Raw genomic sequence first — 26,046 nt, 5'->3', positions numbered from 1 at the left:
ACGAAACTGAGTCAGGATCTCATACATGGTTGAGCAAATTGCGCCGATTGGCAGCATGTTTCCATAGGCTAGATTAACCTTAGCAGGAATTGATAGAACCATTTAGGTCATAGCGTGAGTTTAAATAGACTCCGGCGACGGCGTGGTTATGGATTTCTTCCAATTTGGCCGCGATGTCCGTGACCATCGCTTCTCGTTGTCAGCTATCTACCCGGAGAGAAGGGCAGTGATGATTCCCAAAAGCGCTTTTCCAGCGATTGGATGAGACCCTATTTTCATAAAATTTTAGCATCAGATCATCTATTTGACCCAAAATATTGGCAATTGCTGGGCGATGCGTGACCACATGCGGGCGGAATTGACCATCGCAGCCCTGACCATGGCCATCCAGCGGCAGAAGCCGCCGCCTGGCCTGATCCACCATTCCGATCGCGGCAGCCAATTTGCCACTGCCGATTACCGCAAGGTTCTCGGCGCGGCCGGGATGATTCAATCTATGAGCCGAAAGAGAAATTGCTGGGCGAAGCCGATTAGAGGCTCCGTCGAGCGAAGCTCGATGGAGTAATCGGCGGAGGGCAATGCACCGATGGAAAGTTGCTTCGGCACACTGAAAATTGAACTCGCGCAACAGGCTTGCTACCCAAACCGGGATGCCGCCTGGCACGACTTGTTCGCCTACATCGAAGGATATTACAATCGTCAGCGGCTTCATTCCGCTCTTGGTTATATCACCCCCGAACAGGCAGAACGCCAAGCCGCTTAATCAGGCGTCCACTAAAGCGGGAGAAGGTCACACGCAAACATTCAAGGCGTGCATACATCATTCCAAGCCAGATTGAGTGCTCGATATTGTCGTCATACTGCACGAACGCCTGCCCAGTGTTGTATGGCGGGTCGATATAGATGCACTTCACTTGCCCAGCGTAGAACGGCAACAGCGCCTTCAGCGCGTCGAGATTGTCGCCCTGGATCAGCAGGTTTCCCGCCGCCGGATCGCCCGCCGACAGCGCGGGGGCTTCCTCCAGCAGGCGGTATGGCACGCGTTGGGCGGCGCGGATATCATCGTCTCGGGTGAGCCAACTCAGGATGGGCATTCAACTCATCTTATCGTTCTGGGCCGTCCGCCGATCCGCCGCCGGCTTGCCGGTCGGCCGCACATATTCTTCCACCTTAACGACCGTCACAACGCCGCGCCGATGCTTTTCGATCGCCGACATGGTTTTCATGGCCGAATCGCGTGGCGATCAACTGCGGCATTAAGGGCGGAATGACTCTTTCCGCCAAGTTGTTTCGGGTGGCGCTGGAAGGAGAACAGCGTGCGAATTTCGGGGGGGCAGGGACGGAGGATCGACGGCAAGATAAAAGCGGCTCCCCGGTCATCATCCAAGTCCCTGACGGGACTTGTCCTTCTCCGGGCCGGTCGGTCGGGGGCGAGCCGTTTGGCAAGAATTTATCAACGATTCCAACGCCCTTTTCGGCACCCTAGCGGCCTTTTGGTAGGATTTGACCGGGAAAGGGGAAACGGGATCGCGCCCCTCTCTGTAATGGCTGCCAGGCTCCGCGCCCTTCATTTTTCGAAGCCCGCCGCGATGAAAGGTTCTGGTCAAAGGGGGGGCGATGCTAAGTTACATGTAACTATCTGTTGGAGACACGATCATGGCCTCTGCGTCAAGCCCCAAGCCGTCGCGCGTAAAGGTGCGCGAGCATCGCGAGCGGTTGCGCGGCCAGGGCCTGCGTCCGATCCAGATTTGGGTGCCGGACGTCCGCGCGCCCGCGTTCCGATCCGAGGCGCACCGCCAGTCGCTGGCCGTCGCGGCCAGTCCCCATGCGGCCAAGGATCAGGCGTTCATCGACGCGGTCTCGGTCTGGGGCGATGAATGAGGCGGGACGATATCTGGACCGTCGCCGGCGGCAAAGACTACGCGGGCACACCGCGTCCCGTCGTCATCGTTCAGGACGATAGCTTCGACGCGACGGACTCCATCACGGTCTGCGCCTTCACCACCGGCGAGACGGACGCGCCACTGTTCCGCCTGACCGTCGAGCCGAACCAGCGCAACGGCCTACGCACCGCCTGCCGCCTGATGGTGGACAAGATCACTACCGTCCCGAAGTCGAAGGTCGGCGCGCGGGTCGGCAGTCTCGATGACGAGGATATCCTGCGACTCAATCAGGCCGTGCTGGTGTTCCTTGGATTAGCGGTTTCTCCAAGAACCAAGCGGGAGGGGTGACGGGAGATGCCGCCGAACGTGCCCAGGTGTAGAATTGGGCCGTTCTGTTTGTCGGCAGTTCGCGCGATCCTGTCGGCATGACTCAACCGCGCACCCGAAATACAAATGCCCGTCCCGAGAATGCCGCTCTCGGCGATCTCCCCGACGATCTTTCCATTCAAATCGAACCCTGGCCGCGCATCGGCCGGCCATCCAAGCACGCCCTTGAGATTTGGCGCGTCACCGACGACTGGCCGGCGCGCGTTCCGGTCACGGACGCCGAAATCGACGTATTCGAGGCGTGGTTCCGCGACCTGTTCGACGAGTTCTTGGGGCCGGGCCGATGATTTGAGGGGATTGACGATATGACTGTACCACTGCGCGCCGCCCTTTACCTGCGATCTCGACAGCCCGGCAGGCCGAGCATGATGTCTCGATCCCGGACCAGAAGCGACAGGGCGAGGGTTACTGTCAGTTTCGCGGCTATCAGCTCGTCGAAACCTATGTCCCCTCCTTACTGGCATCTGTTTTTGCGCCAATTGCGGCGGGGCCATGACGCTGCGCACCGGCAAGGGCGGCCGCTATCGCTATTACACGTGTTCGATAAAGGCCCGGCAGGGCGAGACCGGCTGCAAGGGCCGCTCGATCTCGATGGAGAAGCTGGACAACCTTGTCGCCGGCCACATCGAGGACCGCTTGCTACAGCCGGAACAGCTCGAAGAAGTGCTGGCCTCAGTCCTCGATCGCCGCCAGGAGCGCACCGAACGCAGGCGCGAGCATATCGCCGAACTGAACAAGCGGGCGGCCGAAACAGAATTGCGGCTGAAGCGGCTCTATGACGCCATCGAGACCGGCGTCGCCGATCTGGACGATCCGGCGCTCAAGGAGCGAATCACCGTCCTCAAGGCGATCCGCGATCAGGCCCAAGCCGACGCCGATCACGCCCAAGCCATGACGGAAAGCGCGGGGCAAAAGGCAATCACGCCCGCCATGGTCCAAAAGTTTGCGAGGACGGCCCGCGAGCGGATCAGGATCGAAGGCGGCGGCTATCGCCGCGATCATCTCCGCGCGCTCGCCCAGCGCGTCGAGGTCGCGGACGGCGAAGTCCACATCATGGGATCGAAGGGCGATCTGCTCAGAACCCTTGCCGCCGCCTCGGGCGTAAAATCGGCTACGCCCGGCGTTCGCAGTTCTGTTCTGAATTGGCGGAGGGAGCGGGATTCGAACCCGCGATACGGTTTCCCGCATACACACTTTCCAGGCGTGCGCCTTCAACCACTCGGCCACCCCTCCGCTGTTCGTATTGCGTGACAAAAGGATAAACCTAGTGCCCGACTGTGCTACTCCGCTTCCGCGAGCGCCAAACCAAACGGCAACCAACTATAAGGCTGCACAAATTAAGCGCAAGCCGACGCTGCTATCCTCGCGCCCCAAAGGCGGTTGTGACTATTGTGTCATGGATAGCCTTGTCAGAACCGAGGTAGGTAACAGAAAAGACTCTCCCAATCAAACCATGCGAGCAAATCTTTGACCAACCTGCGACGGATTGGTGTATTCCTTCGCGTCAGAAGAATTTCGACCAGAATCCTGGAGGGGACGCGGCGGCAAGGACTTTCGTGGAGGGCTTCCAAATGCCGCGGAATGCCGCGCTCTAATATCGCCGTTGCACTGGATGGCATTGAATACTATGCCGCACTCTGGATCATGCCCCTATAATGTTCACATATTGATCTTGCGCTTGATCTTTGCATAGTTAGCTGAAAATTGGACGCCCTGTTTTATTCTTGATCAACATTGTTGACCGACGCCGTATTTTTGAAGGATACCGGGAAATGCCGGCCGCGTCATTACACGAATCCACGGGCCAAGGTTCTGGAGAGGCGATGCATATTCTTCATCTGATCAAGCATAGCCGGCATTGCAATGGGAATGTCAACGTTGCTGTCGACTTGGCGTGCGGACAAGTGCGAAAGGGACATCAGGTGGTCTACGCCAGCGCTGGGGGCCATTACGATACGCTCCTCGATGCGCATGGCGTGCACCGCGCAGAGATAAGCCAAGGCCAAGAGAGCAGTCCCTTGGCGCTCGCTCGCAGTGTCGCGGCCTTGGTGCGGTTGTGCCGGAAGTTTAAGCCGGATGTCATTCATGCGCACATGATGTCAAGCGCGGTTTTCGGTTATTTTGCCTCGAAGCTGACCGGCGTGCCGCTCGTGACGACTGTTCACAACTCTTTCGATCGCCATGCGATCCTCATGCGAGCCGGACGCGTCGTTGTTGCGGTGAGCAAAGCCGAACGGAATTTGCTTCTTAGCCGGGGATTCAAGCCGGACCAGGTTACGGTTGTCCTCAATGGACCCAACGGTTCGCCGCGCGAAAATTTTGGTATTCCAACCGATGTTGTGCTCGCCACGCCTTCGATTACTACCGTCTGCGGCTTGCATCCGCGAAAAGGCGTCCACGATCTCCTCGCCGCGTTTCGCCTGCTTCTCCCGGAGTTTCCAAACTGGCACCTCAATATTATTGGGGGAGGCCCGGATAGGGAGAAACTGGAAGCATTGGCGGGGGAACTTGGACTCTCTGGGTCAGCGCATTTCATTGGACCCGTCGAGGCGCCGCAGCCTTTGTTGCGGCAGTCGCAAATTTTCGTATTGGCCTCTTATGCCGATCCTTGCTGTCTTGTGATTCCGGAAGCGCGAGAGGCGGGTTGCGCGATCGTAGCGACCGCGGTAGGCGGAACACCAGAGCTTCTCGGTCATGGCGAAGCTGGCCAATTGGTTGAGCCCGGCCGGCCAGATCAGTTTGCCAAGGTTTTGCGCGAACTCATGCAAGACGAGGAAGCGCTGCGAGAATGGCGGATGAAAGCAAAGACGGGATCTGGCTATTTCACAGTCGAGCGCCTGGTCGACGATTACGACAAAGTGTATGCCAGTTTGAAGCGCTTATGAGGCCGGAGTGTTCAATTGATGTTCACCGTCAGCCGCCGGGGCAGCATCTTGAGCGCTGACCCTGGTTTGTCAAACAAAGTTAAAGATAAAGCCACGACCTTGACGTTGATGAAACAAGCTATTATCCCCGCCTCGACCGCGATTTTTCTCCTTTGTTGCTTCATCGCGCCGGCCCGCGCGGATTTTCGTCTCTGCAACAATTCCAGTAGCAGGGTAAGTGTCGCGCTGGCCTATACCGACGGCGAGACGTGGATCAGCGAGGGCTGGTGGAATTTAAAGGAAAGTGGTTGCGAAACGCTGGTGCGCGGGCCGCTGGCCGAAGAATTCTATTACATCTACGCAATGGATGAACATGGCGGCGAATGGAAGGGCAAGGCTTTCATGTGCACCCGCGACCGCGAATTCCGTATTATCGGCCGGGAAGATTGTTTTGTGCGGGGCTTTGACCGAAGCGGCTTTTTCGAGGTCGATACAGGTAAGGATTCAAAAAACTGGACTGTTCAACTGACCGACGCGGCGCAGACTCCGCAGATCCCATGATCTTCTCCGAGCGAGGCTAGAATGCGGCGCTTACGCCGGTGCAAAATCATTGCGACCCTGGGGCCAGCATCGGCAAATCCGGCGATGGTTTCGGCTTTGTTTCATGCCGGCGCCGACCTCTTTCGTATCAATATGAGTCATGCCTCGCATGATCAGATGCGCAATCAGGTCGAAATGATCCGGGCTCTCCAAGAGGAATGCGGCCGCCCTATAGGTATTCTGATTGATCTTCAAGGTCCGAAACTCCGAATTGGCACTTTTAAAAACCGGGTCGTCAGACTTGCCAAGGGTGACAAGTTCATCTTTGATTCGAACCCTGTGCCCGGTGATGAAAGTCGTGTTTGCCTTCCGCATCACGAGATTCTGCTTGCTCTGAAAGCCGCCGACACCATCCTTATCGATGATGGCAAGATCCGTCTTCATGTCACGGAGACCAACGGTAAACGTGCCGTCGCGACCGTCGATGTCGCGGGAGAGGTCTCGAACCGCAAGGGTGTAAGTTTACCGGATACTGAAATACCCGTGTCTTCGATCACCGAAAAGGATCGCGCCGATCTCGAGGCGGGGCTTGAGGCCGGAGTGGATTGGGTCGCCGTCTCTTTCGTGCAACGACCCGATGATGTCGCCGAGGTCAAGAAGTTGACCAGGGGCAGGGCACTCGTGATGTCAAAGATAGAAAAGCCGCAAGCAATTTCTCGGCTCGACGAGGTTGTCGAGATTTCCGACGCGTTGATGGTTGCCCGCGGCGATCTCGGGGTTGAAATGCCGCTCGAAAAAGTCCCTGGCTTGCAAAAGCGGATCAATCGCATGGCGCGCCGATTTGGCAAGCCTGTGGTCGTAGCGACACAAATGCTTGAATCCATGATCAAGGCGCCTGTTCCGACGCGCGCCGAAGTCTCGGATATTGCGACGGCGGTCTTCGAAGGTGCCGATGCCATCATGCTTTCCGCGGAAAGCGCCACGGGCGCGTATCCGGTGGAAGCTGTCACGACGATGAACAAAATCGCGGAGGAGGTCGAGCGAGACTCCTATTACCGGAGCATCATCAATGCGCAGCGCGCTCCTCCAGAGGCAACCAATGCTGATGCGATCGCGATTGCCGTGGCCGCGCGTTACTTTGCCGAAACGCTGGATTTGAAAGCAATTGTTGCCTGGACGTCCTCAGGCGCGACCGCTTTCCGCATCGCCCGCGAAAGGCCCGAAGCACCTGTTCTGGCTCTGACACCAAACCGTGAAACGGCGTGCCGCCTGGCGCTTGTTTGGGGCGTCCACGCGGTCGTTACAAAGGATGCGCATGACGTCGACGACATGTCCAAACGCGCTTGCAAATTCGCTGGACGCGAGGGTTTCGCGAAGGCGCAAGAACGCGTCATTATCGTCGCGGGCGTTCCCTTTGGGACGCCTGGCGCAACCAATATGGTCCGAATCGCAGTCCTTGACGCGGACTCAAAATAGGAAGTGTTGGTGAGCGCGTGCGTTGCTTCTCTCTTCGTTCTGCCATTTCGGAAAGTATCTTCAGGCTGAAACAATTACGATCGATCTGGTTATGTTCGCGCAATATCCGCTCGACAAAGGTTAAGTTAGTTGCAATCCTATGTTCAACTTCACTGAAAGTCTCCCCTGCGGAGGATCAATGCAAAACAACTTACATGAGGCGTTAGCCAAGGCCGCCAATCGTTATCCGATCGAGCTGGTCGTAGAACAGGTCAATGATATTCCTCGCATATTCTACCATGTAGGTCTCGCTTTGAAGGGCATAGAGCCAAAGCCGCCTGGCGAACTCGAGATCTGTGATCTCGGTGGTGGCGTTGGGTTATTTTCAATCGGTTGCGCCGCGTTGGGGTTCAGACGGACTGTATTGGTTGATGACTTCAATGATTTTATCAACAGCAACGTCGGAGGGGGACAATCTATCTTAGATTTACACCGAGACAGCGGCGTGGAAGTCGTATCGCGTGATGTGATCGCTAAGGGAATTAGCGACCTTGAGGGCTATTTCGACATCATTACTTCCTTCGATAGCATGGAGCATTGGCACAATTCCCCAAAGCAACTTTTCGCCGAAGTTGTCGCCAAACTGAAACCAGGCGGCGTCTTTATCTTGGGCGTGCCAAACAGCGTGAATTTGCGGAAACGGATCAGCGTCCCTCTCGGCAAGGGGAATTGGAGCTCGATGGAACATTGGTATGAGCAACCACAGTTTCGAGGTCATGTACGGGAGCCGGTGGTTGAAGATTTGATATACATATCCAACGATATGAAGCTTCATGACGTGGAAATTTTCGGCCGCAACTGGCTAGGTTATTATTCGCGCAATCCCGCGGTCAGGGCTCTGACCAAATTGATGGATTATCCCTTGCGCCTTAGACCCTCCCTATGTTCGGATCTGTATATGATCGGGAAGAAGCCAAACTGACGGAGAGTATGAGTAATCGTGCTGCGTTGTTTTAAAATTCGCATGTTTGGATGAACTAAGGATCGCCTTTCAAAGAAATCTTTGGCTGACACTTTGTTCAGCCTGCGTGGAACAAGCCGCCAGAGCGGCGCAGTGTGTTATTCCTCGACCATTTCATTTGACAAACCCACTTCACGAAGATCGAGTTCCCGCTCGATTCGACGCCGCGCCTCGTCTTTCAGTCCGCCGGCGCGATAAAGTTCGTTGATGTAATGCCGTTCGGCAGTGATCAGCTGAAGTTCTATCTCGTCATGCAGTTCGGTGAGCTTCCTATGGCCATCATTGCCATCGATTCGATGCTCGATATGCGTCAGTCTGTCGCTGTGGCGTGCGTGAAGGGAACCGACCACGTCCTCGGAAAGTTTTCGTTCCGACGCGATCTCCTCAAGTCTGTTTAAGGCTGCTTCGATCCCATGCCGGCGGACCGTATGTTCGGCGAGCTTGTCGACGCGCCGCTCAAGGCGCCCAGCATGAGCGAGGCAAAGAGCCCGGATAAGGCGTGGCAGCATCAATCCTTGGCCGACCAATGTCACGAGGATGACGGAAAACGTTAGAAAGAGAATCAGATCGCGGTCGGGGAACGGCGCCCCGTTCGCCGTTACAAACGGGATCGCGAGGGCAGCGGCCAGCGAGACAATGCCGCGGACACCCGTGAAAGCCAAAATGAACGGCCATTGCCAAGGGGGTGCTGGATCCCGACGTTTGAGCGGCGGATACAGCCAACGCGGAAGATAGGTCGCCGGATACATCCAGACGAAGCGAGTTACGATTACCACCGTGGTGACCAGAGCGGCGGAGGTCGCCAGCTCATACAAATTATGGTCGCCAATGCGGGCGAGCAGGGTTCGTGCTTGGAGGCCGGTTATGAGAAATACCAGGCCTTCGATGAGGTAGATGAACAAATCCCAAAAGAAAATGCCCTGGAGGCGTGTCGCGGCGCTAATCAGCCGGAGGCCATTCCAGCTGATATAGAGACCGGCAGTGACGGTGGCGAGCACGCCGGAGCCCCCCAAATGTTCGGGTGGCCAATAGGCAAGGAACGGCACCAAAATCGAGACGGTGATCTCAATTCGTGGATCGTGAATCCAGCGCCGCAGGCGCAAGGTCAGCCAACCCACTCCAATGCCCCAGACGATTTCGCCGCCGACGATGGCAGCAAACGTTGCCGTTGCCTCACCGGGCGAAAAAACCCCGGCGCTCACGGCGGCGACAGCGAAGCGATAGAGAATGAGCGCGGTCGCGTCATTCGCGAGCCCTTCGCCTTCGAGGATGATCAGGATGCGTCTTGGGAGCTGCATCCGGCGGGCGATCGAGAGCGGCGCTATGGCATCTGGCGGCGAAACAATGGCACCCAATACGAAACCAACCGGCCATGCAAGCCCCAAGGCAAAATGAGTTGCGGCGGCAACGGCGGTGGTTGTGAATACGACGCAACCTACGGCCAGCAGCGAGATCGGGCGCAGATTGAAACGGAACTCACGCCAGCTCATGGCGACTGCCGAGGCGTATATGACCGGCGGCAGCACCAAAAGCAGCACCAGCTCAGGAGCAAGTTCCAGCGTCGGCAAGCCTGGGACGAGCGCCAATACGACCCCAGCCAACACCAGAAGAATCGCCGAAGGAATTTGGAGCCTGTCCGCCAGGACCGCGACCACCGCAACCACCGCCAGCAGCAAGACCAATATCTGAATCGTGGAAATCATACATTTGCCCTCCGCGATGATGAATTGTCGTCCTCACGCGGGTTCCAGCTGGCAAAACATAGCGCGGCATGGACCCGTGCTGATCGGGCAAGTTAAAGCAATTGGGCGTGCAAATGTCCAACCGGACATATAGCCGGACAAACTTATGTGAATGCCTGCAAGCCGGTGATCGCGCGCCCCAGAATGAGCGCGTGAATATCGTGCGTGCCTTCGTAAGTGTTCACCGTTTCGAGATTGGCGAGGTGACGCATGACAGGGTAGGCGGCGGAAATCCCGTTGGCACCCAACATGTCACGGGCGAGGCGGGCAATGTCGAGTGCCTTGCCTGCATTGTTGCGCTTGACGAGCGAGATCGCTTCAGGGGCAAGTTTTCCCGCTTCCAACATCCGGCCGATCCGCAATGCGGCTTGCAGCCCAAGCGCAATTTCAGTGTGCATGTCAGCCAGCTTTTTTTGAATGAGCTGAGTGGCGGCCAGTGGTTTGCCGAATTGCCGGCGCTCGAGCGCGTAGCTCCGCGCCGTTTCGAAACAAGCTTCGGCCGCGCCCATCGTACCCCAGCAGATGCCGTAACGGGCGCGATTAAGACAGCCAAAGGGACCTTTCAGGCCAGAGCCCTCTGGCAACATGTTTTCTTCAGGTACGGCGACGCCGTCCATGATGATCTCGCCGGTTGGCGAGGCGCGCAGCGACAGTTTTTGGGAAATCGCCGGTGTCGACAATCCTTGCATCCCGCGGTCGAGGATGAATCCACGAATCGCATTTTGATGCGTGCTGGATTTGACAAAGACCACAAGGGTGTCGGCAACCGGGCTGTTGGTGATCCAGGTTTTGCAGCCGGTAAGGCGATAACCCGCGTTATGTTTCTCGGCTTTGCTGCGCATCGATAGCGGATCGGAGCCTGCGTCGGGTTCGGTGAGGCCAAAACAGCCGATCCATTCGCCAGCCGCGAGTTTTGGCAAATATTTGCGGCGTTGTTCCTCGCTGCCATAGGCGTGGATCGCGTGCATCACGAGTGATGACTGCACACTCATCATCGAACGATAGCCGCTATCGACGCGCTCGATCTCGCGCGCGGCAAGCCCATAGGCAACCTCGCCAATCCCGGCACCGCCATAATGTTGGGGAAGCGTCGCACCGAGCAGCCCAAGGCGGCCCATATGCCTCAGTATCTCACGGTCGAAACGTGCTTCGAGATAATCCTCGGTCACCCGCTGGGCGAGATAGTCTTGCGCGAAAGCGCGGGCGGAGTTCCGCACGAGCTTTTCATCTTCCGTGAGTTGGCCGTCGAGATCGAAAGGGTCGTTCCAGGCGAAGGATCGGGCGCGTTCGCCTTCATCGGCCATCTCATGTTCTCCCTTGCACTGGCGTCCAGCCAAAAGCCGGATCGGGAGCGCAACAGTCTTTTAGAGCGTAAAATCCTCAGCGGGGGGGAGCCACCGGCGCAGGCGTCGCCGCTTGGCCGTTGGGTGAGCCGAAAAAGCGGAAAAAATCCGATTTTGGACTCAAGACCATGCGCGTTTCGCCGCTCTTCAAGCCCGTTTCATAGGCTTGCATCGAGCGATAGAAGGCAAAGAAATCAGGGTCCTTGCCGTAAGCCTCGGCAAAAATCCGGTTGCGTTCCGCGTCGCCTTCGCCGCGCGTCTGGTCCGCCTGACGCTGGGCGTTGCCGCGGAGCACGACGACATCCCGGTCGGCGGTCGCAGTGATCGTTTGCGCGGTTTCGGAGCCCTTCGCACGGTATTCCGCCGCCTCCCGCGCCCGCTCGCTCTGCATCCGGCTAAATACTTTTTCCGAAATCTGCCGTGGCAGATCGGCGCGGCGAATTCTCACATCAACAGCGGCGATGCCAAGGCGGCCACCTTCAAGGTTCACCTGATCGCGGATCTTGACCATGAGATCGGCGCGATTGTCGCGCACGATTTGCGTCATGTTCGCCTCGCCAAGCACCCGGCGGACCGCCGAATTAAGGATGTAGCCCAGCTGATTGTTCGCACGGTCGGGCGAACCCACCGTCTGATAGAATTTGAGCGGATCGACGATCCGGTAGCGCAGGAAGGAATCGACGTCGAGCCGGTTGTTGTCGGATGCGAGCACTTCCTGTTTGGGTGCCTCGACCACCAAGATACGATTGTCGAGAAACACGACATTTTCGATAAACGGATATTTGAAATGGAGTCCCGGAGTGGTGATGAGACCGCGCCCGGCGACCGGCTCGCCAAAACGCAACACGATTGCTTGCTCGGTCTGCTCCACCGTGAATGCCGAAGCCAGACCGACGACCAGAATGAGGAGAATGGCGGCGATTGTGCCGAAGGTAGCGGCGCCCTTCATTTGTGGCCTCCTTCGCCATCTCTTGGCGCCAGGGCGCCAAGCGGCAAATAGGGAACGACTCCCTGACCTTGGCCGCCGCTTTGGTCGAGAATGATCTTGTCCATGCCGCCCAGCACACGTTCCATGGTCTCGAGATAAAGCCTTTCGCGCGTCACCTCGGGCGCTTTCTTATATTGCTCGTAGATTTGGTTGAAGCGGGAAACCTGACCGGTCGCCTCGGCGACAGTTTGAAGGCGGTAGCCTTCCGCTTCCTGAACAATAGCCGCGGCCTTGCCTCTGGCCTCCGGGACGACCCGGTTGGCGTAGGCTTCTGCTTCATTACGTAGACGGTTCTGATCTTGTTGCGCGGCGGTCACGTCCTTGAAGGCGGCGATGACTTGTTCGGGCGGATCGACCGATTGCAACTGCACCTGCAACACCAGAATTCCGGCCTTATACCCATTGAGGACTTTCTGCATGAGTTCTTGCACATCCGACTGGATTTTTTGGCGTTCGGCAGTCAGAATTCGCTGTATCTGGCCACGGCCGATGACTTCGCGCATGGCGCTTTCGGCCACCGCCTTTACTGTTTCGCGCTGGTTCGAGATATTGAAGGCATAGTCCTCGGGATGCACCGGATCGATCTGCCAGATCACGACGAATTTGACGTCGGCGATATTTTCGTCGCCGGTCAACATGAGACTTTCTTCTGCCACGTCAAGCTGGACCTGCCCGTTCAACGAGCGTGCGTCCTGCCGGAAAGCGAAACCGATATTGGTTGTATTGCGATCGGTTACTTGCAGTTTCTCGACGCTGCCTATCGGAATTGGAAAGTTGTAGTTCAAACCCGGTCCGGTCTTGCCAGTGTAACGGCCAAAAACCTTGTTGAGCCCGACTTCATTCGGGCCAACCGTATAAAATCCGGACAAAAGCCAAACGATCGTGCCGACCAGAGCCAAGCCGATGAGGCCGCGTCCTCCCATTCCGCCGGACCCCGGCATGAATTGTTTGATCTTCTCCTGCCCGCGCTTCAGGAATTCCTCAAATTCGGGTGGCGTCCCGCCCGGCTTTTGTCCCCAGGGTCCGGGACCGCTGGGTTTCCAAGAGCCGCCATTTCCGCCTTCACTGCTCCACGGCATGAAATTCTCTTTATGAAAGGACGCGCAAGAACGAAACGCATGCGCAGGGTTGCCAGCCTCAAAAACCCGAAGGATAGAGTCAGCCACTCCCATATAGGAGAGCCGCGAGGGAACTACAACGATAAGCAGTGCCGGCGGTCGAAATCGACGAAGGCGAATGTCGCCTCGTCTTTCGCGGACGGCCGGGGCCGGACTCGGCTAACCTCCAGCCATTTAGACCAATCGATCTGTGGAAAACTGACCGCGCCAGCGGGAGCGATATCGACGAAGGTCAAATGCATGCGCTCGGCACGGCCGATCAAACTTTCGTAAAGATTGCCGCCACCCGCCAAAATGATCTCCTCCGCCCCCATCTCTCGCGCTCGTGCCTCGGCCAGCGCCAGCGCCGCTTCGAGGTCATGCGCGACATGGATGGCGCTTTGCCCCCCTCCAGGAGAGGGCTGGAACGCACGGTCCCGCGTGACAACGATTGTTTCGCGGCCGGGCAAGATCCGCCCGATCGAGTCGAAGGTCTTGCGCCCCATGAGCAGGGGTTTGCCCAGGGTGATTTGACGAAAATGCCGAAGATCGCTTGGCAAATGCCACGGCAGTCCGCGCCCATCGCCAATCACCCCATTTTCAGCAATGGCGGCGACAATGGCGAGAGGCACCCCTACGGGCGCGCAACGGATGTCCAGCGGCGACGTTGCTTGGATGTCTTGCCCATGCGTCCCATGGTCCATCGCTTCACTACCTTCCGGCCGATTGCTCTCTGACATCTATGAGACTTTTCGCTCTCGTCCAGAGCATGTCCTGTGTCTCCGCCAAAGGTTTGGCCTCCCCAGGATCGCATGCTTGCTTTTTTGCATGACGTTTTCAACGTAATAAATCTGCCAAGAAATCATATTTTGCGGCCGCGCAGGAAAATGCACAAGCCAGCGCCGACAATCAATGCGGCGCCGAACAAGGTTCGCGGATTGGGAATTTCCCCGAAAATCAGGAGACTAAACAGAATGGCCCAAAGCAGCGCCGTGTAGCCGAACGGAGCCACAATATTGGCGGGCGCCGCCGCAAAAGCGCGAATGAGACAGAAATGGCTCGCGACGCCGAAAAGGCCGAGAAGAAGCATCAGGCCAGCATCGGCGGGGTTTGGCGTCACAGTGACGAAGGGCAGAAATCCCCCGCAGAACACGGCGCCGACGATGGCCGTATAGAACAAAGTCGTCAGAGACGAGTCCGATTCGTGCAAAAGCCGTGTCGTGATCTGATAGAGCGCGTTGGTGAGCGCGGCCAGGAACGGAAACAGAAGGGAAAACGAAAAATCCGTGCCGGGCCGGCCAACGATCACCCAGACGCCGGCAAGTCCGGTGAAAACGCTGACCCATAGACCGGGGCCGACTCGTTCGTTGAGGATGAAGACCGAAAGCGCGGCGACGAGGACAGGCGCCACCCAAACAATGGCGGAGAAATCGACGAGCGGCATGATCTTGAGCGCCAGCATCGCGAACAAAGTGGCACCGAGGAGAAAGCTCGAACGCAGAAGCTGCAACGCCGGTCTGCGCGAGATCATCAGGCGCGGGTCGTGCCAGGCGAGGAAAGCGGCCACCAGCAGCAGGTGAACAATATAACGAACGAAGGCGATTTCGGTCGCCGCATAGGTTCTGAGCAAGATGCGGGAGGTTGCGTCCTGGCAGACGAACAGGCATGTCGCGGCCAGCATCCAAAGGATGCCAGTCCCGACCGCCGCTGATGCTGGGATGCTCAGAACGCGAGGAGAAAAGGCTATGGGATCACCTGGGGGGTCGGCCGTGGCCGGTCTTGTGCGAACCATTTGCGGGTCAAGCAATGCTTAAAATGATGGTTTCGGAAACGATGATGTATGCGGTAGCCCAACTACTGGATTTTTTCCAGTCTGGCCGGAACGGCGGTGGACAATTCAATCATGGCGCCGAGCCTGTGGATCGCGGGTTCACTTCAGGATGCGGCCCGGTTACGGCCGGGCCGCGTGGTATTTTAAATATGATCTCACGCCAAAGTTCCTGAAATTTCGCGACGGGTGGTGGCCGGTATGGCATCCCGGCGCAGCTTCGCAAGGGATGCCAAGTGGAGGAGCACTGAGACGGGCACCAGGAAGACCGGAATGAGCACCAGCGGCAATTGGCTGATGAGTTCATTCGGCAAGTTGAAGGCGAACAATTGGAAGATCGAAGGAGATGTAAGAAATCCCGTCGTTACAGCGACGATAAGGTCAGCCAGGCCAAAGAGGTTCCAAGCAAAGACCAAATCGGTATTTCTATCCGGGGCGCGCGCATAAGCGATCGCGACGACTGGGGCGAGAACGCCAACAAGCACATCGCCGAGACCGGCGGGCCAGGCGAACAATCCCGGCAGTTTGTCCGTTGCGTAGAGGATCAGGAAAATCACGCCGAGCGCGCGATAGAGCTGTACTCCGATCAGCCAAGATTGCGGTACTGCATCGATGATGTGTGCGACTCGCGGGGATCGCCAGATGAGGATTCCGCCAATGAGGAGCGGAATGAAAATGCCATATTGAATCGTCGGCGCTCGTCCGGCGCCCGCACGATAGAAATCGAACCAGGCGAGTGCAGTGGTCAAAAGAAACCACCCTCCGACGATCACCGCGACCGTGCCGATCGCCGCCGCCCGCTCGCGGGCAGGCCACTGGGCTTTGCGAAGAGCGCTCGTCAGCCCAAGGATGATCACAATCATCATGCCGGCAGTGCCTGCGCTGACGTAATAAGGAAGATAGACAGGAACGATCATCACACACCTCCAGAGTGGGGTTTTAAGATAATTCCGCTGCGGATCTCCAGACGGCTGAACACCCATTGGTCCAGGAGAAACAAGCCGGGAGAGGCCAACGGTTACTAACTACAAAATATATAGTGACTTGTCAATTAATAGTTTATTGCAACATTTTATCGAGGGGGATATGTGTCGTCCATGACAAGCGGATATGATCAAAATTGCCCAATTGCTCAGGCCCTTGATGTGATCGGTGAGAAATGGTCATTGCTCGTGCTGCGGGATCTGTTCCGTAAAGGTCCATTGCGGTTTCAGGATCTTGCAGACGGGCTCGCGGGTGTTGCGCCGAACACGCTGTCTGCGCGGCTCAAGACACTCGAAAAGCAGGGCGTCATTGCCACGCGGCTGTACGAAAAACATCCGCCCCGCTACGAATATTTTCTCACCGACAAAGGCCAAGCCCTCGGCCCGGTTCTGAAAGCGTTGCATAAATGGGGAGAACATTATGGTTGAAGGGGCGAGGAAAACGGTTCAAGCCAACAACGATGAAACATCCGGCTACCAAAAGCACCAAATTTTGGCATAATCCCACCCGTCTTAAGGCCATCTAATGTATGCGGCCTTGTAAGGTTTCTGGGCCCAATCGGACAAAAACGTTTCACGTGAAACGTTTTGGTACGATTGGGAGCTCGTTCCTTACATAATGCGTTATGGACGGTGCTTATGGCGGCGCCACTAAGTCTGGATTGCGCCGCCGAGTATCGTGTTTGCCCTACGTCAGACGTCCTCTTCGGGCCGTGCTTCGCCGGGCTTGTTGGTGCGCTCATCACCCGTTCTTGGTCCTTCAACCAAACGGACGACCATGCCGCGCAAACTGCGCACATCCTGCTCGGTCAGCTGCATGCGATGCAACATGTTGCGCAAATTGCGCCGCATCACTGGCTGCTTGGACTTGGGACGGAAAAAACCCGCACGGTCGAGTTCGGATTCCAGATAATCGAAAAAAGACAATGCCATTTCCCGTGGCGCCGCCGGGGAACGCTGTACAATGGCATAGGGCGGCTTGGCATCGCTCGCCGCCCGCATCCATTCGTAGCCGGTCAAAAGCACCGCTTGCGCCAAATTGAGCGAGGCATAGGCGGGATTGACTGGAAATGTAATGATCGCGTCGGCCAACGCGACTTCATCATTGGCAAGTCCGGTGCGCTCGGGCCCAAACAGCACGCCCTGCTTTTCTCCCGTCATGATTTTTTGCGCGCATTCCGGCATCGCTTCGGCGGGGGTTAAGATTTTCTTATATTGGCCCCGCTCACGCGCGGTCGTCGCCCAAACGTAATTGAGGTCGAGGATCGCGGCTTCGACACTGTCGAATAGCCTTGCCGATTCGAGGAGATGGACGGCGCCCGCTGCCGCGGCATAGGCGCCTTTCCGGTAAGCCCCGGCGCGCGGCCAGCCCTCGCGAGGGGATACCAGACGCAGATCGGCCAGACCAAAATTTGCCATCGCCCGCGCGGACATGCCAATGTTCACCGCCAGCTGCGGGCGCACCAGAATAATCGCCGGCCCGCCACAGAGACTTGTTTTCGTTCGGTTTGTTCCGGCGCCGGTCATTTGCGGCATAACTCCATTAGCTTTGAACCCGCGCGCCAATCCCCGATGCTTGCAAAAGGGAGAGCAAAAAATGGATTTGCGTTCCTCGTCCCTTTGATTATAGAGTTCGATTGTGGCGCGCGGCCTTCGGGTTTCGCGCCCTGATTTTTTTTGCCAGCGCCATTTTCTGTGTGCCTCATTGCCTGCCGGAGCTTACCGGCCGGAAATCGCGCCCAGGCAGACGCCCGTTAGGGCGTATCTTCAACGGGATGATTCACGACCGCAATGACCAACCCTTTGCAATTCCTTCAAGAGGTTCGCACCGAAGCCACCAAGGTGACTTGGCCGTCGCGACGCGAAACCATGATCACGACTGTCTTGGTGCTTTTCATGGTCTTGCTCGCAAGTCTTTTTTTTGTGGCTGTTGATTGGGCCCTCCGGCTGATTGTCACGGGAATTTTGAGCCTGGGTCATTGAAACCGTGAGTCCAAAAGATTCCGGAGTTTTTCAACAGAGATCAGTTTCCCATAAGAATGTTGTTGTCTGAGTGGGTTACAATTTTTTCTTAAGGTAACATCTGAAGTAGTTGATCGCCATCACCCTCTAGAGCAGACAGAGGCAAAGGATTGAAATTTTTCCGATGAGCATGCGCTGGTATATCGTTCACGCCTACTCGAATTTCGAGAAAAAGGTCGCCGAATCCATCAAGGAGCAGGCGGCGCAGCGCGGTCTTTCGGGCAAATTCGAGGAGATTCTCGTCCCCACCGAACATATCGTCGAGATTCGCCGCGGCCGGAAAATCAATTCGGAACGCAAATTCTTTCCCGGCTATGTCTTGGTGAAATGCGATCTCTCGGACGACATCTACCATCTGATTAAGAATACGCCGAAGGTCACCGGATTTTTGGGCGCCGACAAGAAGCCGATGCCGATTTCCGACAGCGAGGCGGCGCGAATCAAGGGGCAGGTCGCCGAAGGTGTCGACCGGCCCAAATCGTCGATCAGTTTTGAAATCGGCGAGACGGTCCGGGTCGCGGACGGGCCCTTCGCGTCCTTCAATGGCATTGTCGAGGATGTCGACGAGGATCGTTCGCGGGTCAAGGTGGCGGTTTCGATCTTCGGCCGCGCGACACCGGTGGAACTGGAATACGGACAGGTAGAAAAAGTCTAAGATTTCCTTATGGTTAGAATATAAAATAAAGACTAAGGTTTAAGATATTGTCATCGGTTGCGCTTGCAGCCGACGACATGAAACGTGGGAGATTGGTCCGCCGTGCCTGGCGGAATCCGTCGCACCACGGCCACAACCGCCGTGCCCAGGGCCGGCATTGTATGGGAGTATGGCAATGGCAAAGAAGATCACGGGTTACGTGAAGCTTCAAGTGCCGGCGGGAGCGGCCAATCCGTCGCCCCCGATCGGCCCCGCGCTCGGGCAGCGCGGCTTGAATATCATGGAGTTTTGCAAAGCCTTCAATGCGCGGACCGCGCAGATGGAAAAAGGAACACCGATTCCGGTTGTGATCACAGCGTTTCAGGACCGGTCTTTCACCTTCGAGATGAAGCTGCCGCCGGTGTCTTATTTTCTCAAAAAGGCCTCGGGCATTCAGTCCGGCTCGAAAACAACCGGCCGGGGTTTCGCTGGCAAGATCACGAAAGCGCAGATCCAAGAGATTGCTGAAAAGAAATTGCCTGATCTCAACTGTGCCTCGCTCGATGCGGCCGCACGGATGATAGAAGGCTCCGCCCGTTCCATGGGCCTCGAGATTGTGGGGTAGGGCGATGCCGCATATTGGAAAACGCGTGCGCAAGGCGCGCGAGGGAATCGACCGGATCAAACTGTATCCGGTCACCGAGGCGGTCAAGCTTGTGCGGGACCGTGCCACGACGAAATTCGATGAAACCGTCGAGATCGCTATGAATCTTGGGGTCGACCCCAAACATGCCGATCAGATGGTGCGCGGGGTCGTCAATCTGCCAAACGGAACCGGCCGCAATCTGCGGGTCGCGGTTTTCGCGCGCGGTGCCAAGGCCGACGAGGCCACCGCGGCGGGGGCCGATATTGTCGGCGCGGAAGATTTGGTGGCCAGTGTCCAGGGCGGAACCATTGCTTTCGATCGCTGTATCGCCACACCCGACATGATGCCGCTCGTCGGCAGACTCGGCAAGGTGTTGGGTCCTCGCGGCTTGATGCCCAACCCAAAGGTCGGCACAGTGACCATGGATATCACCGGTGCTGTCAAGGCTTCTAAGGGCGGGGCCGTCGAGTTCCGTGTCGAAAAAGCCGGCATTGTCCAAGGCAGCGTTGGAAAAGCGTCTTTCCCGCAGGAAAAGCTCATCGAAAATATCGTGGCTTTCGTGGACGCGGTTGCCAAGGCCAAGCCTCAGGGGGCAAAAGGCACTTACATTCAAAGGGTTGCTATATCATCGACCATGGGTCCAGGCGTCAAGGTCGATCCAGCAACGCTTACGATTTGAATTCTTTTGTTTCTCAGGGGCCGAAAAGTTTATTTCAGCCCTTGGCAGGACAGATCAACCAGTTTAGATAGGAGAACCGGGGTTGACCGGAAATAGCAACCCCGGATTCACAAAGTTTCCGCGTTCACGAAGTTCCGCCAAATTTGGTTCTGGCGCAAAGTTGCTCCAGGTGAGGCAATTCGAGACGCGGCAGGTAAGGCTGGAGGATAGGCGGTGACGCCTGTCCCTTCCGGCCATGTCTTGTCCGAGACTGCCGGTGCGAGAGTCGTCCTTCCAGGCCGAACTCAAGCTTAATTCAACGGTAGCCGATCCGGTTCCTGCCGGAACGGTGGCGTGAGCCAGCATAGACGGGGTTACGACACGAATTTTGGATTGCAGGAAGGCAACGCCTTTTTTGGTTCCTTCAATTTTGGTCTACCCCCCTGTCCGGTGCGGCATATCCGTTCCGGGACAGGCACAGCGTCGCCTCTGCGGGTTTTCATCCGTGTGTGAGAGGCGGCAGATGCAGCCTGCGAGCCGGAGTTTCCTAACAACTCCGCGCCCGCGTAAGGAGACATACCGTGGACAGAGGGGAAAAGAAACAATGCGTCGCTTCCCTCGCTGATGTGTTTAAGACGACATCGGTGGTGGTGGTCGCGCGGTATTCCGGCTTGAACGTGGCTCAGATGCAAGCCCTGCGCAAGCAGATGCGGGCGGCTGGCGCGCAGGTTCAGGTTGCCAAGAACCGCTTAGTTAAAATCGCCGTGCAAGGCACCGAAGCTACGTCAATATCGGAGCTTATGCGGGGTCCGACCTTGATCGCCTATTCGAACGATCCGGTCGCGGCTCCGAAAGTTGCGGTGGCTTTCGCCAAGGACAATGACAAGCTGGTGATTCTTGGCGGCGTCATGGGGACGACCGCGCTCAATATTGATGCCATTCGCTCGCTTGCGACGCTGCCGTCCTTGGATGAATTGCGCGCCAAACTCATCGGCCTCATTCAGGCGCCCGCGACGAAACTTGCGCAGCTCACCACGGCCCCGGCCACGAAGCTCGCGCGCGTTTTTGCTGCCTATGGCGGGAAAGACGCCGCGTGACGTCGTCTGTTTCAGCCGAGTAAGCTTTGAATCCAACCCAAAGTGAATGCAATCCAAATACCCAATCGAAGGAAGTAGAAATGGCCAATTTAGAAAAAATCGTCGAGGATCTTTCGACCCTCACCGTGCTCGAAGCTGCGGAGCTCGCCAAACTCTTGGAAGCGAAGTGGGGTGTTTCCGCAGCTGCGGCGGTTGCTGTTGCAGCCGGGCCAGCGGCGGGCGCGGCGGCTGCCCCCGTGGAGGAACAAACGGAATTTACCGTGATTCTCGCGGCGATTGGCGACAAGAAAATCGAAGTCATCAAGGAAGTGCGGGCTGTCACCGGTCTTGGCCTTAAGGAGGCGAAGGATTTGGTTGAAGCCGCTCCCAAGCCCGTCAAGGAAGGTGTCACCAAGGAAGAGGCCGAGAAAATTAAGGCCGCGCTCGAAAAGGCGGGTGCCAAGGTTGAGTTTAAGTGATTGCGGCTTGACTGCCGCGGCGGACCTTATGTTTCGCAAGACGGCGGTTCCAGTGAGATCTGGAGCCGCCGCCGGGCTGAACTTTATGTTGTTTTGAAAAATACCTGACTTACCAGCACGTTTGTTCGCGGTGACGCGAGGCCCCCGGGTTAAGACCCTCTTGGCCTTTGCAACGCCCCTGCTGGATGCGGATCAAGCGTATTTCCGTTTAAGAAAATCGCTGTTTACACGAGGTACGAGGAGCGACATGGCTCATAATATGGCACAGACGTTCACCGGCCGTAAGCGTATTCGTAAATTTTTCGGGCACATCCGCGAAGTCGCGGAAATGCCCAACCTGATCGAAGTTCAAAAAGCCTCCTACGATCAATTTCTTCTTGTCGACGAGCCGGAAGGCGGGCGTCCGGACGAAGGTTTGCAATCGGTTTTCAAATCGGTTTTCCCAATTTCCGATTTTTCAAATACCGCCCTGCTTGAATTTGTCAAATATGAATTCGAGCCGCCGAAATATGACGTCGATGAATGCCGCCAGCGCGGCATGACCTATGCCGCGCCGCTCAAAGTGACTTTGCGCCTCATCGTCTTCGATGTCGATCCCGACACCGGCGCGAGATCGGTCAAGGACATCAAGGAGCAAGACGTATATATGGGCGACATGCCCTTGATGACGATGAATGGAACGTTCATCGTCAATGGCACCGAGCGGGTGATCGTTTCCCAGATGCACCGGTCGCCAGGCGTGTTTTTCGACCACGACAAGGGCAAAAGTCATTCCTCCGGCAAGCTTCTGTTCGCCGCGCGGATTATTCCCTATCGCGGCTCTTGGCTCGACATTGAATTCGACGCCAAGGACATTGTGCATGCCCGTATCGACCGGCGCCGGAAAATTCCCGCCACCTCGATCCTTTACGCGCTTGGCATGGACGGCGAGGAGATTCTCGCGACATTCTATAAGACGATCACCTATCAGCGCGACAAGGACGGCTGGCGGCTTCCGTTCGAGCCGGATCGCATGAAAGGCATGAAGGCGGCCGTCGATGTGCTTGACGCCGATACCGGTGAGGTCGTCCTCGAAGCAGGCAAGAAGCTCACTGTACGCAGCGCGCGCTTGTTGTCGGAGCGGGGCGTCAAATTCTTGCGCGCGCAAGACGATGACCTTCATGGCCAATATATCGCCTCCGATCTCTACAATCCGGCTACCGGTGAAATCTTTGCCGAGGCGGGGGATGAGATCACCGCCAAATCCTTGGTGCTTTTGATCGAAGCTGGCTTCACCGAATTGCCGGTGCTTGACATCGATCATGTCAATATCGGTCCCTACATCCGCAACACGCTTGCCGCTGACAAGAACAGCTCTCGCGAGGAGGCTTTGTTCGACATCTACCGGGTCATGCGACCAGGAGAACCGCCAACCATCGACTCGGCGGAGGCGATGTTCAAGTCGCTGTTTTTCGATCCGGAGCGCTATGATCTCTCGGCGGTCGGCCGGGTCAAGATGAACATGCGCATGGATCTCGACGCGGCGGACACGGTGCGGACGCTCCGCAAGGAAGATATTGTCGCCGTCATGCGGGCACTCGTCGATCTGCGCGATGGGCGTGGCGAAATCGACGACATCGATCATCTCGGTAATCGCCGTGTGCGCTCGGTTGGCGAACTGATGGAGAATCAGTACCGGCTCGGATTGCTGCGGATGGAGCGGGCGATCAAGGAGCGGATGTCCTCGGTCGATATCGATACCGTCATGCCGCAGGACTTGATCAACGCCAAACCGGCGGCGGCCTCGGTGCGCGAATTTTTCGGTTCGTCGCAATTATCGCAATTCATGGATCAGACCAACCCGTTGTCGGAAATCACCCATAAGCGGCGGCTGTCGGCGCTTGGACCCGGCGGCCTTACGCGCGAGCGGGCCGGCTTCGAGGTGCGCGACGTGCATCCGACGCATTATGGGCGTATCTGCCCCATTGAAACGCCGGAAGGGCCGAACATCGGTCTCATCAACTCGCTCGCGACATTTGCCCGGGTCAACAAATACGGGTTCATTGAGACGCCTTACCGGCGGCTCAAGGATAGCCGCATCACCGATGAGGTGGTTTATCTTTCGGCGATGGAAGAGGCCAAATATTTCGTCGCGCAGGCCAATGCTCCGGTTGACGAAAATCAGTCGCTGACCGAGGATCTCGTCGTCTGCCGGCATTCCGGCGATGTCGTGATGGTTCCGCGCGAACGCGTCGATTTCATGGACGTCTCGCCAAAGCAGCTCGTCTCGGTCGCCGCCGCCCTGATTCCGTTCCTCGAAAACGACGACGCCAACCGCGCCCTCATGGGTTCCAACATGCAGCGGCAAGCCGTGCCGCTCGTCCGGGCCGACGCACCGCTTGTCGGCACCGGGATGGAATCCGTCGTTGCGCAGGACTCGGGCGCCGCGATCGCAGCGCGGCGCACAGGATTCGTCGATCAAGTTGACGCGACGCGCATCGTGGTCCGCGCCACCGAGGAAACCGATGCCGGCAAGCCCGGCGTTGATATTTACCGGATGATGAAGTTCCAACGCTCGAACCAGTCGACCTGTATCAATCAGAAGCCGTTGGTGCGTGTTGGCGATTTCGTGCGCAAGGGAGATATCATCGCCGACGGTCCGTCGACCGATCTCGGCGATCTGGCACTTGGCCGCAACGTCCTTGTCGCTTTCATGCCGTGGAATGGATATAATTTCGAAGATTCGATCCTCCTCAACGAGCGAATCGTCAAGGACGATGTGTTTACGTCGATCCACATTGACGAGTTCGAGGTGCTGGCGCGCGACACCAAGCTCGGTCCGGAGGAGATTACGCGCGATATTCCGAACGTCTCGGAAGAAGCGTTGAAGAATCTCGACGAGGCCGGGATCGTCTATATCGGCGCCGAGGTTCAGGCGGGCGACATTCTGGTTGGCAAAATCACGCCGAAAGGCGAGAGCCCGATGACGCCGGAAGAGAAGCTCTTGCGCGCGATTTTTGGCGAGAAGGCGTCGGATGTCCGCGATACGTCTTTGCGGGTGCCGCCCGGCGTGCAAGGGACGATCGTCGAAGTGCGTGTCTTCAACCGGCATGGCGTTGACAAGGACGAGCGCGCCCAAGCCATCGAGCGCGAGGAGATTGAGCGTCTGGCGAAGGACCGCGACGACGAATTGGCGATCCTCGACCGCAACGTTTACACGCGTCTTATGGACGAATTGGTCGACAAGAAAGCGATCGCCGGACCCAAAGGTTTCAAGCGCGATACCAAGCTTACGAAGGAGATCATTGAGGATTATCCGCGCTCGCAATGGTGGATTTTCGCGGTCGAGAACGACCGAACGATGGCCGAGCTTGAGGCGATGCGCAAGCAATATGACGAGGCCAAGAAAGGTCTTGAGAGCCGGTTTCTCGATAAGGTCGAAAAACTGCAGCGCGGCGATGAATTGCCGCCAGGCGTGATGAAGATGGTGAAGGTCTTCGTCGCGGTAAAGCGGAAGATCCAGCCTGGCGATAAGATGGCCGGACGGCATGGGAATAAGGGCGTCGTGTCCAAGATCGTGCCGCAGGAGGACATGCCCTTCCTCGCCGATGGCCAGCCGGTGGACATTGTCTTGAATCCGCTTGGCGTGCCGTCCCGGATGAATGTCGGGCAGATTCTCGAAACCCATCTCGGCTGGGCCTGCGCCGGTCTTGGCAAGCAAATCGGCGAGACTGTGAATGCCTATCTGCGGGATAAGAACACCAAACCCTTGCGCGATAAGTTGATCGAAATCTATGACGCCAAGAAGGAAATCATGGCGCTTGAGGACGAAGAGGTGGTCGAACTCGGAGAGAACCTGAGACGCGGCGTGCCCATTGCGACGCCGGTGTTTGACGGAGCCCGCGAAAAGGACATCGTCGCGATGCTGGAACAGGCGGGCCTTGATAGCTCCGGTCAGGTGACACTGTATGATGGACGCACCGGTGAAGCCTTCGACCGCAAGGTGACCGTGGGCTATATTTATATTCTGAAACTTCACCACCTCGTCGATGACAAGATCCATGCGCGTTCGATCGGCCCCTATAGTCTCGTCACCCAGCAGCCGCTTGGCGGTAAGGCACAGTTCGGCGGCCAGCGTTTCGGCGAGATGGAGGTCTGGGCGCTCGAAGCGTATGGGGCGGCCTATACGCTGCAGGAAATGCTGACCGTCAAGTCGGACGACGTCGCCGGCCGCACCAAGGTTTACGAATCGATCGTGCGCGGTGACGACGCATTTGAATCTGGCATTCCCGAAAGCTTCAACGTCCTCGTCAAGGAGATGCGTTCGCTGTGTCTCAATGTTGAACTGACTCAAATGGCGAAACCGCAGAGCCAATTGCCGCCGGCCGAGGCGGCCGAATAAAGCGGACAGTTGAAGACCG

General features: G+C 57.2%; 25 protein-coding genes, 1 tRNA gene and 3 pseudogenes. 17 read left to right on the top strand and 12 right to left on the bottom strand.

Annotated elements, in window-relative coordinates; genetic code table 11:
- Positions 1 to 328 precede the first annotated feature (328 nt).
- A pseudogene (locus QEV83_RS02245) lies at positions 329 to 763 on the top strand (DDE-type integrase/transposase/recombinase); the annotation flags it as partial.
- 34 nt (positions 764 to 797) lie between these two features.
- Here the strand turns inward: QEV83_RS02245 and QEV83_RS02240 are convergent.
- Together QEV83_RS02240 and QEV83_RS02235 are read right to left on the bottom strand one after the other, a co-directional pair.
- A pseudogene (locus QEV83_RS02240) lies at positions 798 to 1,094 on the bottom strand (site-specific DNA-methyltransferase); the annotation flags it as partial.
- Positions 1,095 to 1,226 carry a hypothetical protein gene (locus QEV83_RS02235; protein WP_280129668.1) on the bottom strand — a complete coding sequence of 44 codons (132 nt, stop codon included), beginning with the start codon at positions 1,224 to 1,226 and terminating at the stop codon, positions 1,095 to 1,097.
- 430 nt (positions 1,227 to 1,656) lie between these two features.
- Between QEV83_RS02235 and QEV83_RS02230 the strand changes: the two genes are divergently transcribed.
- From QEV83_RS02230 to QEV83_RS02215, 4 genes and pseudogenes are all read left to right on the top strand, one after another.
- Positions 1,657 to 1,881 carry an antitoxin MazE family protein gene (locus QEV83_RS02230; RefSeq protein WP_280129667.1) on the top strand — a complete coding sequence of 75 codons (225 nt, stop codon included), beginning with the start codon at positions 1,657 to 1,659 and terminating at the stop codon, positions 1,879 to 1,881.
- Positions 1,878 to 2,231 carry a type II toxin-antitoxin system PemK/MazF family toxin gene (locus tag QEV83_RS02225; RefSeq protein ID WP_280129666.1) on the top strand — a complete coding sequence of 118 codons (354 nt, stop codon included), beginning with the start codon at positions 1,878 to 1,880 and terminating at the stop codon, positions 2,229 to 2,231. The genes QEV83_RS02230 and QEV83_RS02225 overlap by 4 nt, the downstream gene beginning before the upstream one ends.
- Positions 2,232 to 2,308: 77 nt before the next feature.
- Positions 2,309 to 2,557, top strand: coding sequence for a hypothetical protein (locus QEV83_RS02220; RefSeq protein ID WP_280129665.1), 249 nt, complete (start codon positions 2,309 to 2,311; stop codon positions 2,555 to 2,557).
- A 205-nt stretch (positions 2,558 to 2,762) separates the two neighbouring features.
- A pseudogene (locus QEV83_RS02215) lies at positions 2,763 to 2,837 on the top strand (hypothetical protein); the annotation flags it as partial.
- A gap of 105 nt (positions 2,838 to 2,942) precedes the next feature.
- Here QEV83_RS02215 and QEV83_RS02210 read toward each other — a convergent pair.
- Together QEV83_RS02210 and QEV83_RS02205 are read right to left on the bottom strand one after the other, a co-directional pair.
- Complete coding sequence (locus QEV83_RS02210; RefSeq protein WP_280129664.1) at positions 2,943 to 3,320, bottom strand: hypothetical protein; 378 nt, start codon at positions 3,318 to 3,320, stop codon at positions 2,943 to 2,945.
- A 93-nt stretch (positions 3,321 to 3,413) separates the two neighbouring features.
- A tRNA-Ser gene (locus tag QEV83_RS02205) sits at positions 3,414 to 3,503 on the bottom strand.
- 590 nt (positions 3,504 to 4,093) lie between these two features.
- On the opposite strand from QEV83_RS02205, the gene QEV83_RS02200 reads away from it, so the two are divergent.
- The 4 genes from QEV83_RS02200 (at position 4,094) to QEV83_RS02185 (ending at position 8,111) form a co-directional block, all read left to right on the top strand.
- On the top strand, positions 4,094 to 5,155 hold the full coding sequence (locus tag QEV83_RS02200; RefSeq protein ID WP_280129663.1) for a glycosyltransferase family 4 protein: 1,062 nt from the start codon (positions 4,094 to 4,096) through the stop codon (positions 5,153 to 5,155).
- Positions 5,156 to 5,263: 108 nt separating this feature from the next.
- Complete coding sequence (locus QEV83_RS02195) at positions 5,264 to 5,695, top strand: DUF1036 domain-containing protein (RefSeq protein WP_280130947.1); 432 nt, start codon at positions 5,264 to 5,266, stop codon at positions 5,693 to 5,695.
- Positions 5,696 to 5,716: 21 nt separating this feature from the next.
- Positions 5,717 to 7,150 carry a pyruvate kinase gene (gene pyk, locus QEV83_RS02190; protein WP_280129662.1) on the top strand — a complete coding sequence of 478 codons (1,434 nt, stop codon included), beginning with the start codon at positions 5,717 to 5,719 and terminating at the stop codon, positions 7,148 to 7,150.
- A 178-nt stretch (positions 7,151 to 7,328) separates the two neighbouring features.
- On the top strand, positions 7,329 to 8,111 hold the full coding sequence (locus tag QEV83_RS02185) for a class I SAM-dependent methyltransferase (RefSeq protein ID WP_280129661.1): 783 nt from the start codon (positions 7,329 to 7,331) through the stop codon (positions 8,109 to 8,111).
- A gap of 137 nt (positions 8,112 to 8,248) precedes the next feature.
- Here QEV83_RS02185 and QEV83_RS02180 read toward each other — a convergent pair whose 3' ends face one another.
- The 7 genes from QEV83_RS02180 to QEV83_RS02150 all read right to left on the bottom strand — a co-directional run bounded on the left by QEV83_RS02180 (position 8,249) and on the right by QEV83_RS02150 (position 16,065).
- Entirely contained in the window at positions 8,249 to 9,853 is a 1,605-nt protein-coding gene (locus QEV83_RS02180; RefSeq protein ID WP_280129660.1) for a Na+/H+ antiporter, read from the bottom strand.
- 143 nt (positions 9,854 to 9,996) lie between these two features.
- Positions 9,997 to 11,196 carry an acyl-CoA dehydrogenase gene (locus QEV83_RS02175; protein ID WP_280129659.1) on the bottom strand — a complete coding sequence of 400 codons (1,200 nt, stop codon included), beginning with the start codon at positions 11,194 to 11,196 and terminating at the stop codon, positions 9,997 to 9,999.
- Between the two features lie 76 nt (positions 11,197 to 11,272).
- Positions 11,273 to 12,184 carry a protease modulator HflC gene (locus QEV83_RS02170; RefSeq protein WP_280129658.1) on the bottom strand — a complete coding sequence of 304 codons (912 nt, stop codon included), beginning with the start codon at positions 12,182 to 12,184 and terminating at the stop codon, positions 11,273 to 11,275.
- Complete coding sequence (gene hflK, locus QEV83_RS02165; RefSeq protein ID WP_280129657.1) at positions 12,181 to 13,302, bottom strand: FtsH protease activity modulator HflK; 1,122 nt, start codon at positions 13,300 to 13,302, stop codon at positions 12,181 to 12,183. Before hflK ends, QEV83_RS02170 begins: the two co-directional genes overlap by 4 nt.
- A gap of 113 nt (positions 13,303 to 13,415) precedes the next feature.
- Entirely contained in the window at positions 13,416 to 14,060 is a 645-nt protein-coding gene (locus QEV83_RS02160; protein ID WP_280129656.1) for a dihydrofolate reductase, read from the bottom strand.
- Positions 14,061 to 14,182: 122 nt separating this feature from the next.
- Positions 14,183 to 15,112 carry a DMT family transporter gene (locus QEV83_RS02155; RefSeq protein WP_280129655.1) on the bottom strand — a complete coding sequence of 310 codons (930 nt, stop codon included), beginning with the start codon at positions 15,110 to 15,112 and terminating at the stop codon, positions 14,183 to 14,185.
- 194 nt (positions 15,113 to 15,306) lie between these two features.
- Positions 15,307 to 16,065 (bottom strand): hypothetical protein, encoded by a 759-nt coding sequence (locus tag QEV83_RS02150; RefSeq protein WP_280129654.1) that lies wholly within the window; start codon positions 16,063 to 16,065, stop codon positions 15,307 to 15,309.
- A 180-nt stretch (positions 16,066 to 16,245) separates the two neighbouring features.
- On the opposite strand from QEV83_RS02150, the gene QEV83_RS02145 reads away from it, so the two are divergent.
- Positions 16,246 to 16,560: a helix-turn-helix domain-containing protein gene (locus QEV83_RS02145; RefSeq protein WP_280129653.1), complete on the top strand. Its 315-nt coding sequence runs from the start codon at positions 16,246 to 16,248 to the stop codon at positions 16,558 to 16,560.
- Between the two features lie 264 nt (positions 16,561 to 16,824).
- Here QEV83_RS02145 and QEV83_RS02140 read toward each other — a convergent pair whose 3' ends face one another.
- The gene (locus tag QEV83_RS02140; protein WP_280129652.1) at positions 16,825 to 17,658 is read right to left on the bottom strand and encodes an RNA methyltransferase; all 834 of its coding nucleotides are present in this window, start codon (positions 17,656 to 17,658) and stop codon (positions 16,825 to 16,827) included.
- A gap of 264 nt (positions 17,659 to 17,922) precedes the next feature.
- On the opposite strand from QEV83_RS02140, the gene secE reads away from it, so the two are divergent.
- The 7 genes from secE to rpoB all read left to right on the top strand — a co-directional run bounded on the left by secE (position 17,923) and on the right by rpoB (position 26,027).
- A complete protein-coding gene (gene secE / locus QEV83_RS02135) occupies positions 17,923 to 18,114 on the top strand; it encodes a preprotein translocase subunit SecE (protein ID WP_280129651.1) in 192 nt (63 codons plus the stop codon).
- Positions 18,115 to 18,277: 163 nt separating this feature from the next.
- Positions 18,278 to 18,808 (top strand): transcription termination/antitermination protein NusG, encoded by a 531-nt coding sequence (nusG, locus tag QEV83_RS02130; RefSeq protein ID WP_280129650.1) that lies wholly within the window; start codon positions 18,278 to 18,280, stop codon positions 18,806 to 18,808.
- A gap of 175 nt (positions 18,809 to 18,983) precedes the next feature.
- Positions 18,984 to 19,412: a 50S ribosomal protein L11 gene (rplK, locus tag QEV83_RS02125; RefSeq protein ID WP_280129649.1), complete on the top strand. Its 429-nt coding sequence runs from the start codon at positions 18,984 to 18,986 to the stop codon at positions 19,410 to 19,412.
- A gap of 4 nt (positions 19,413 to 19,416) precedes the next feature.
- A complete protein-coding gene (gene rplA, locus QEV83_RS02120) occupies positions 19,417 to 20,112 on the top strand; it encodes a 50S ribosomal protein L1 (protein ID WP_280129648.1) in 696 nt (231 codons plus the stop codon).
- Positions 20,113 to 20,672: 560 nt separating this feature from the next.
- Positions 20,673 to 21,188: a 50S ribosomal protein L10 gene (rplJ, locus tag QEV83_RS02115; protein WP_280129647.1), complete on the top strand. Its 516-nt coding sequence runs from the start codon at positions 20,673 to 20,675 to the stop codon at positions 21,186 to 21,188.
- Positions 21,189 to 21,268: 80 nt separating this feature from the next.
- Positions 21,269 to 21,646, top strand: coding sequence for a 50S ribosomal protein L7/L12 (rplL, locus tag QEV83_RS02110; RefSeq protein ID WP_280129646.1), 378 nt, complete (start codon positions 21,269 to 21,271; stop codon positions 21,644 to 21,646).
- Between the two features lie 259 nt (positions 21,647 to 21,905).
- On the top strand, positions 21,906 to 26,027 hold the full coding sequence (rpoB, locus tag QEV83_RS02105; RefSeq protein ID WP_280130946.1) for a DNA-directed RNA polymerase subunit beta: 4,122 nt from the start codon (positions 21,906 to 21,908) through the stop codon (positions 26,025 to 26,027).
- Positions 26,028 to 26,046: the final 19 nt, after the last annotated feature.

It is taken from the genome of Methylocapsa sp. D3K7, assembly GCF_029855125.1.
Classification (GTDB): Bacteria; Pseudomonadota; Alphaproteobacteria; order Rhizobiales; family Beijerinckiaceae; genus Methylocapsa.
This window is presented reverse-complemented; position numbering and strand designations above follow the sequence as displayed.

Excerpts from the sequence above, each read along its gene's own strand:
- QEV83_RS02145 (WP_280129653.1), top strand. The coding sequence starts at position 16,246 with ATGACAAGCGGATATGATCAAAATTGCCCAATTGCTCAGGCCCTTGAT.
- rplL (WP_280129646.1), top strand. The coding sequence starts at position 21,269 with ATGGCCAATTTAGAAAAAATCGTCGAGGATCTTTCGACCCTCACCGTG.
- rplK (WP_280129649.1), top strand. The coding sequence starts at position 18,984 with ATGGCAAAGAAGATCACGGGTTACGTGAAGCTTCAAGTGCCGGCGGGA.
- hflK (WP_280129657.1), bottom strand. The coding sequence starts at position 13,302 with ATGCCGTGGAGCAGTGAAGGCGGAAATGGCGGCTCTTGGAAACCCAGC.
- QEV83_RS02140 (WP_280129652.1), bottom strand. The coding sequence starts at position 17,658 with ATGACCGGCGCCGGAACAAACCGAACGAAAACAAGTCTCTGTGGCGGG.
- QEV83_RS02220 (WP_280129665.1), top strand. The coding sequence starts at position 2,309 with ATGACTCAACCGCGCACCCGAAATACAAATGCCCGTCCCGAGAATGCC.
- QEV83_RS02225 (WP_280129666.1), top strand. The coding sequence starts at position 1,878 with ATGAGGCGGGACGATATCTGGACCGTCGCCGGCGGCAAAGACTACGCG.
- QEV83_RS02150 (WP_280129654.1), bottom strand. The coding sequence starts at position 16,065 with ATGATCGTTCCTGTCTATCTTCCTTATTACGTCAGCGCAGGCACTGCC.
- QEV83_RS02170 (WP_280129658.1), bottom strand. The coding sequence starts at position 12,184 with ATGAAGGGCGCCGCTACCTTCGGCACAATCGCCGCCATTCTCCTCATT.
- rpoB (WP_280130946.1), top strand. The coding sequence starts at position 21,906 with ATGGCACAGACGTTCACCGGCCGTAAGCGTATTCGTAAATTTTTCGGG.
- rplA (WP_280129648.1), top strand. The coding sequence starts at position 19,417 with ATGCCGCATATTGGAAAACGCGTGCGCAAGGCGCGCGAGGGAATCGAC.
- QEV83_RS02200 (WP_280129663.1), top strand. The coding sequence starts at position 4,094 with ATGCATATTCTTCATCTGATCAAGCATAGCCGGCATTGCAATGGGAAT.
- QEV83_RS02155 (WP_280129655.1), bottom strand. The coding sequence starts at position 15,112 with ATGGTTCGCACAAGACCGGCCACGGCCGACCCCCCAGGTGATCCCATA.
- secE (WP_280129651.1), top strand. The coding sequence starts at position 17,923 with ATGACCAACCCTTTGCAATTCCTTCAAGAGGTTCGCACCGAAGCCACC.
- QEV83_RS02175 (WP_280129659.1), bottom strand. The coding sequence starts at position 11,196 with ATGGCCGATGAAGGCGAACGCGCCCGATCCTTCGCCTGGAACGACCCT.
- QEV83_RS02180 (WP_280129660.1), bottom strand. The coding sequence starts at position 9,853 with ATGATTTCCACGATTCAGATATTGGTCTTGCTGCTGGCGGTGGTTGCG.
- nusG (WP_280129650.1), top strand. The coding sequence starts at position 18,278 with ATGAGCATGCGCTGGTATATCGTTCACGCCTACTCGAATTTCGAGAAA.
- QEV83_RS02230 (WP_280129667.1), top strand. The coding sequence starts at position 1,657 with ATGGCCTCTGCGTCAAGCCCCAAGCCGTCGCGCGTAAAGGTGCGCGAG.
- QEV83_RS02195 (WP_280130947.1), top strand. The coding sequence starts at position 5,264 with ATGAAACAAGCTATTATCCCCGCCTCGACCGCGATTTTTCTCCTTTGT.
- pyk (WP_280129662.1), top strand. The coding sequence starts at position 5,717 with ATGCGGCGCTTACGCCGGTGCAAAATCATTGCGACCCTGGGGCCAGCA.
- QEV83_RS02160 (WP_280129656.1), bottom strand. The coding sequence starts at position 14,060 with ATGTCAGAGAGCAATCGGCCGGAAGGTAGTGAAGCGATGGACCATGGG.
- QEV83_RS02185 (WP_280129661.1), top strand. The coding sequence starts at position 7,329 with ATGCAAAACAACTTACATGAGGCGTTAGCCAAGGCCGCCAATCGTTAT.
- QEV83_RS02235 (WP_280129668.1), bottom strand. The coding sequence starts at position 1,226 with ATGAAAACCATGTCGGCGATCGAAAAGCATCGGCGCGGCGTTGTGACG.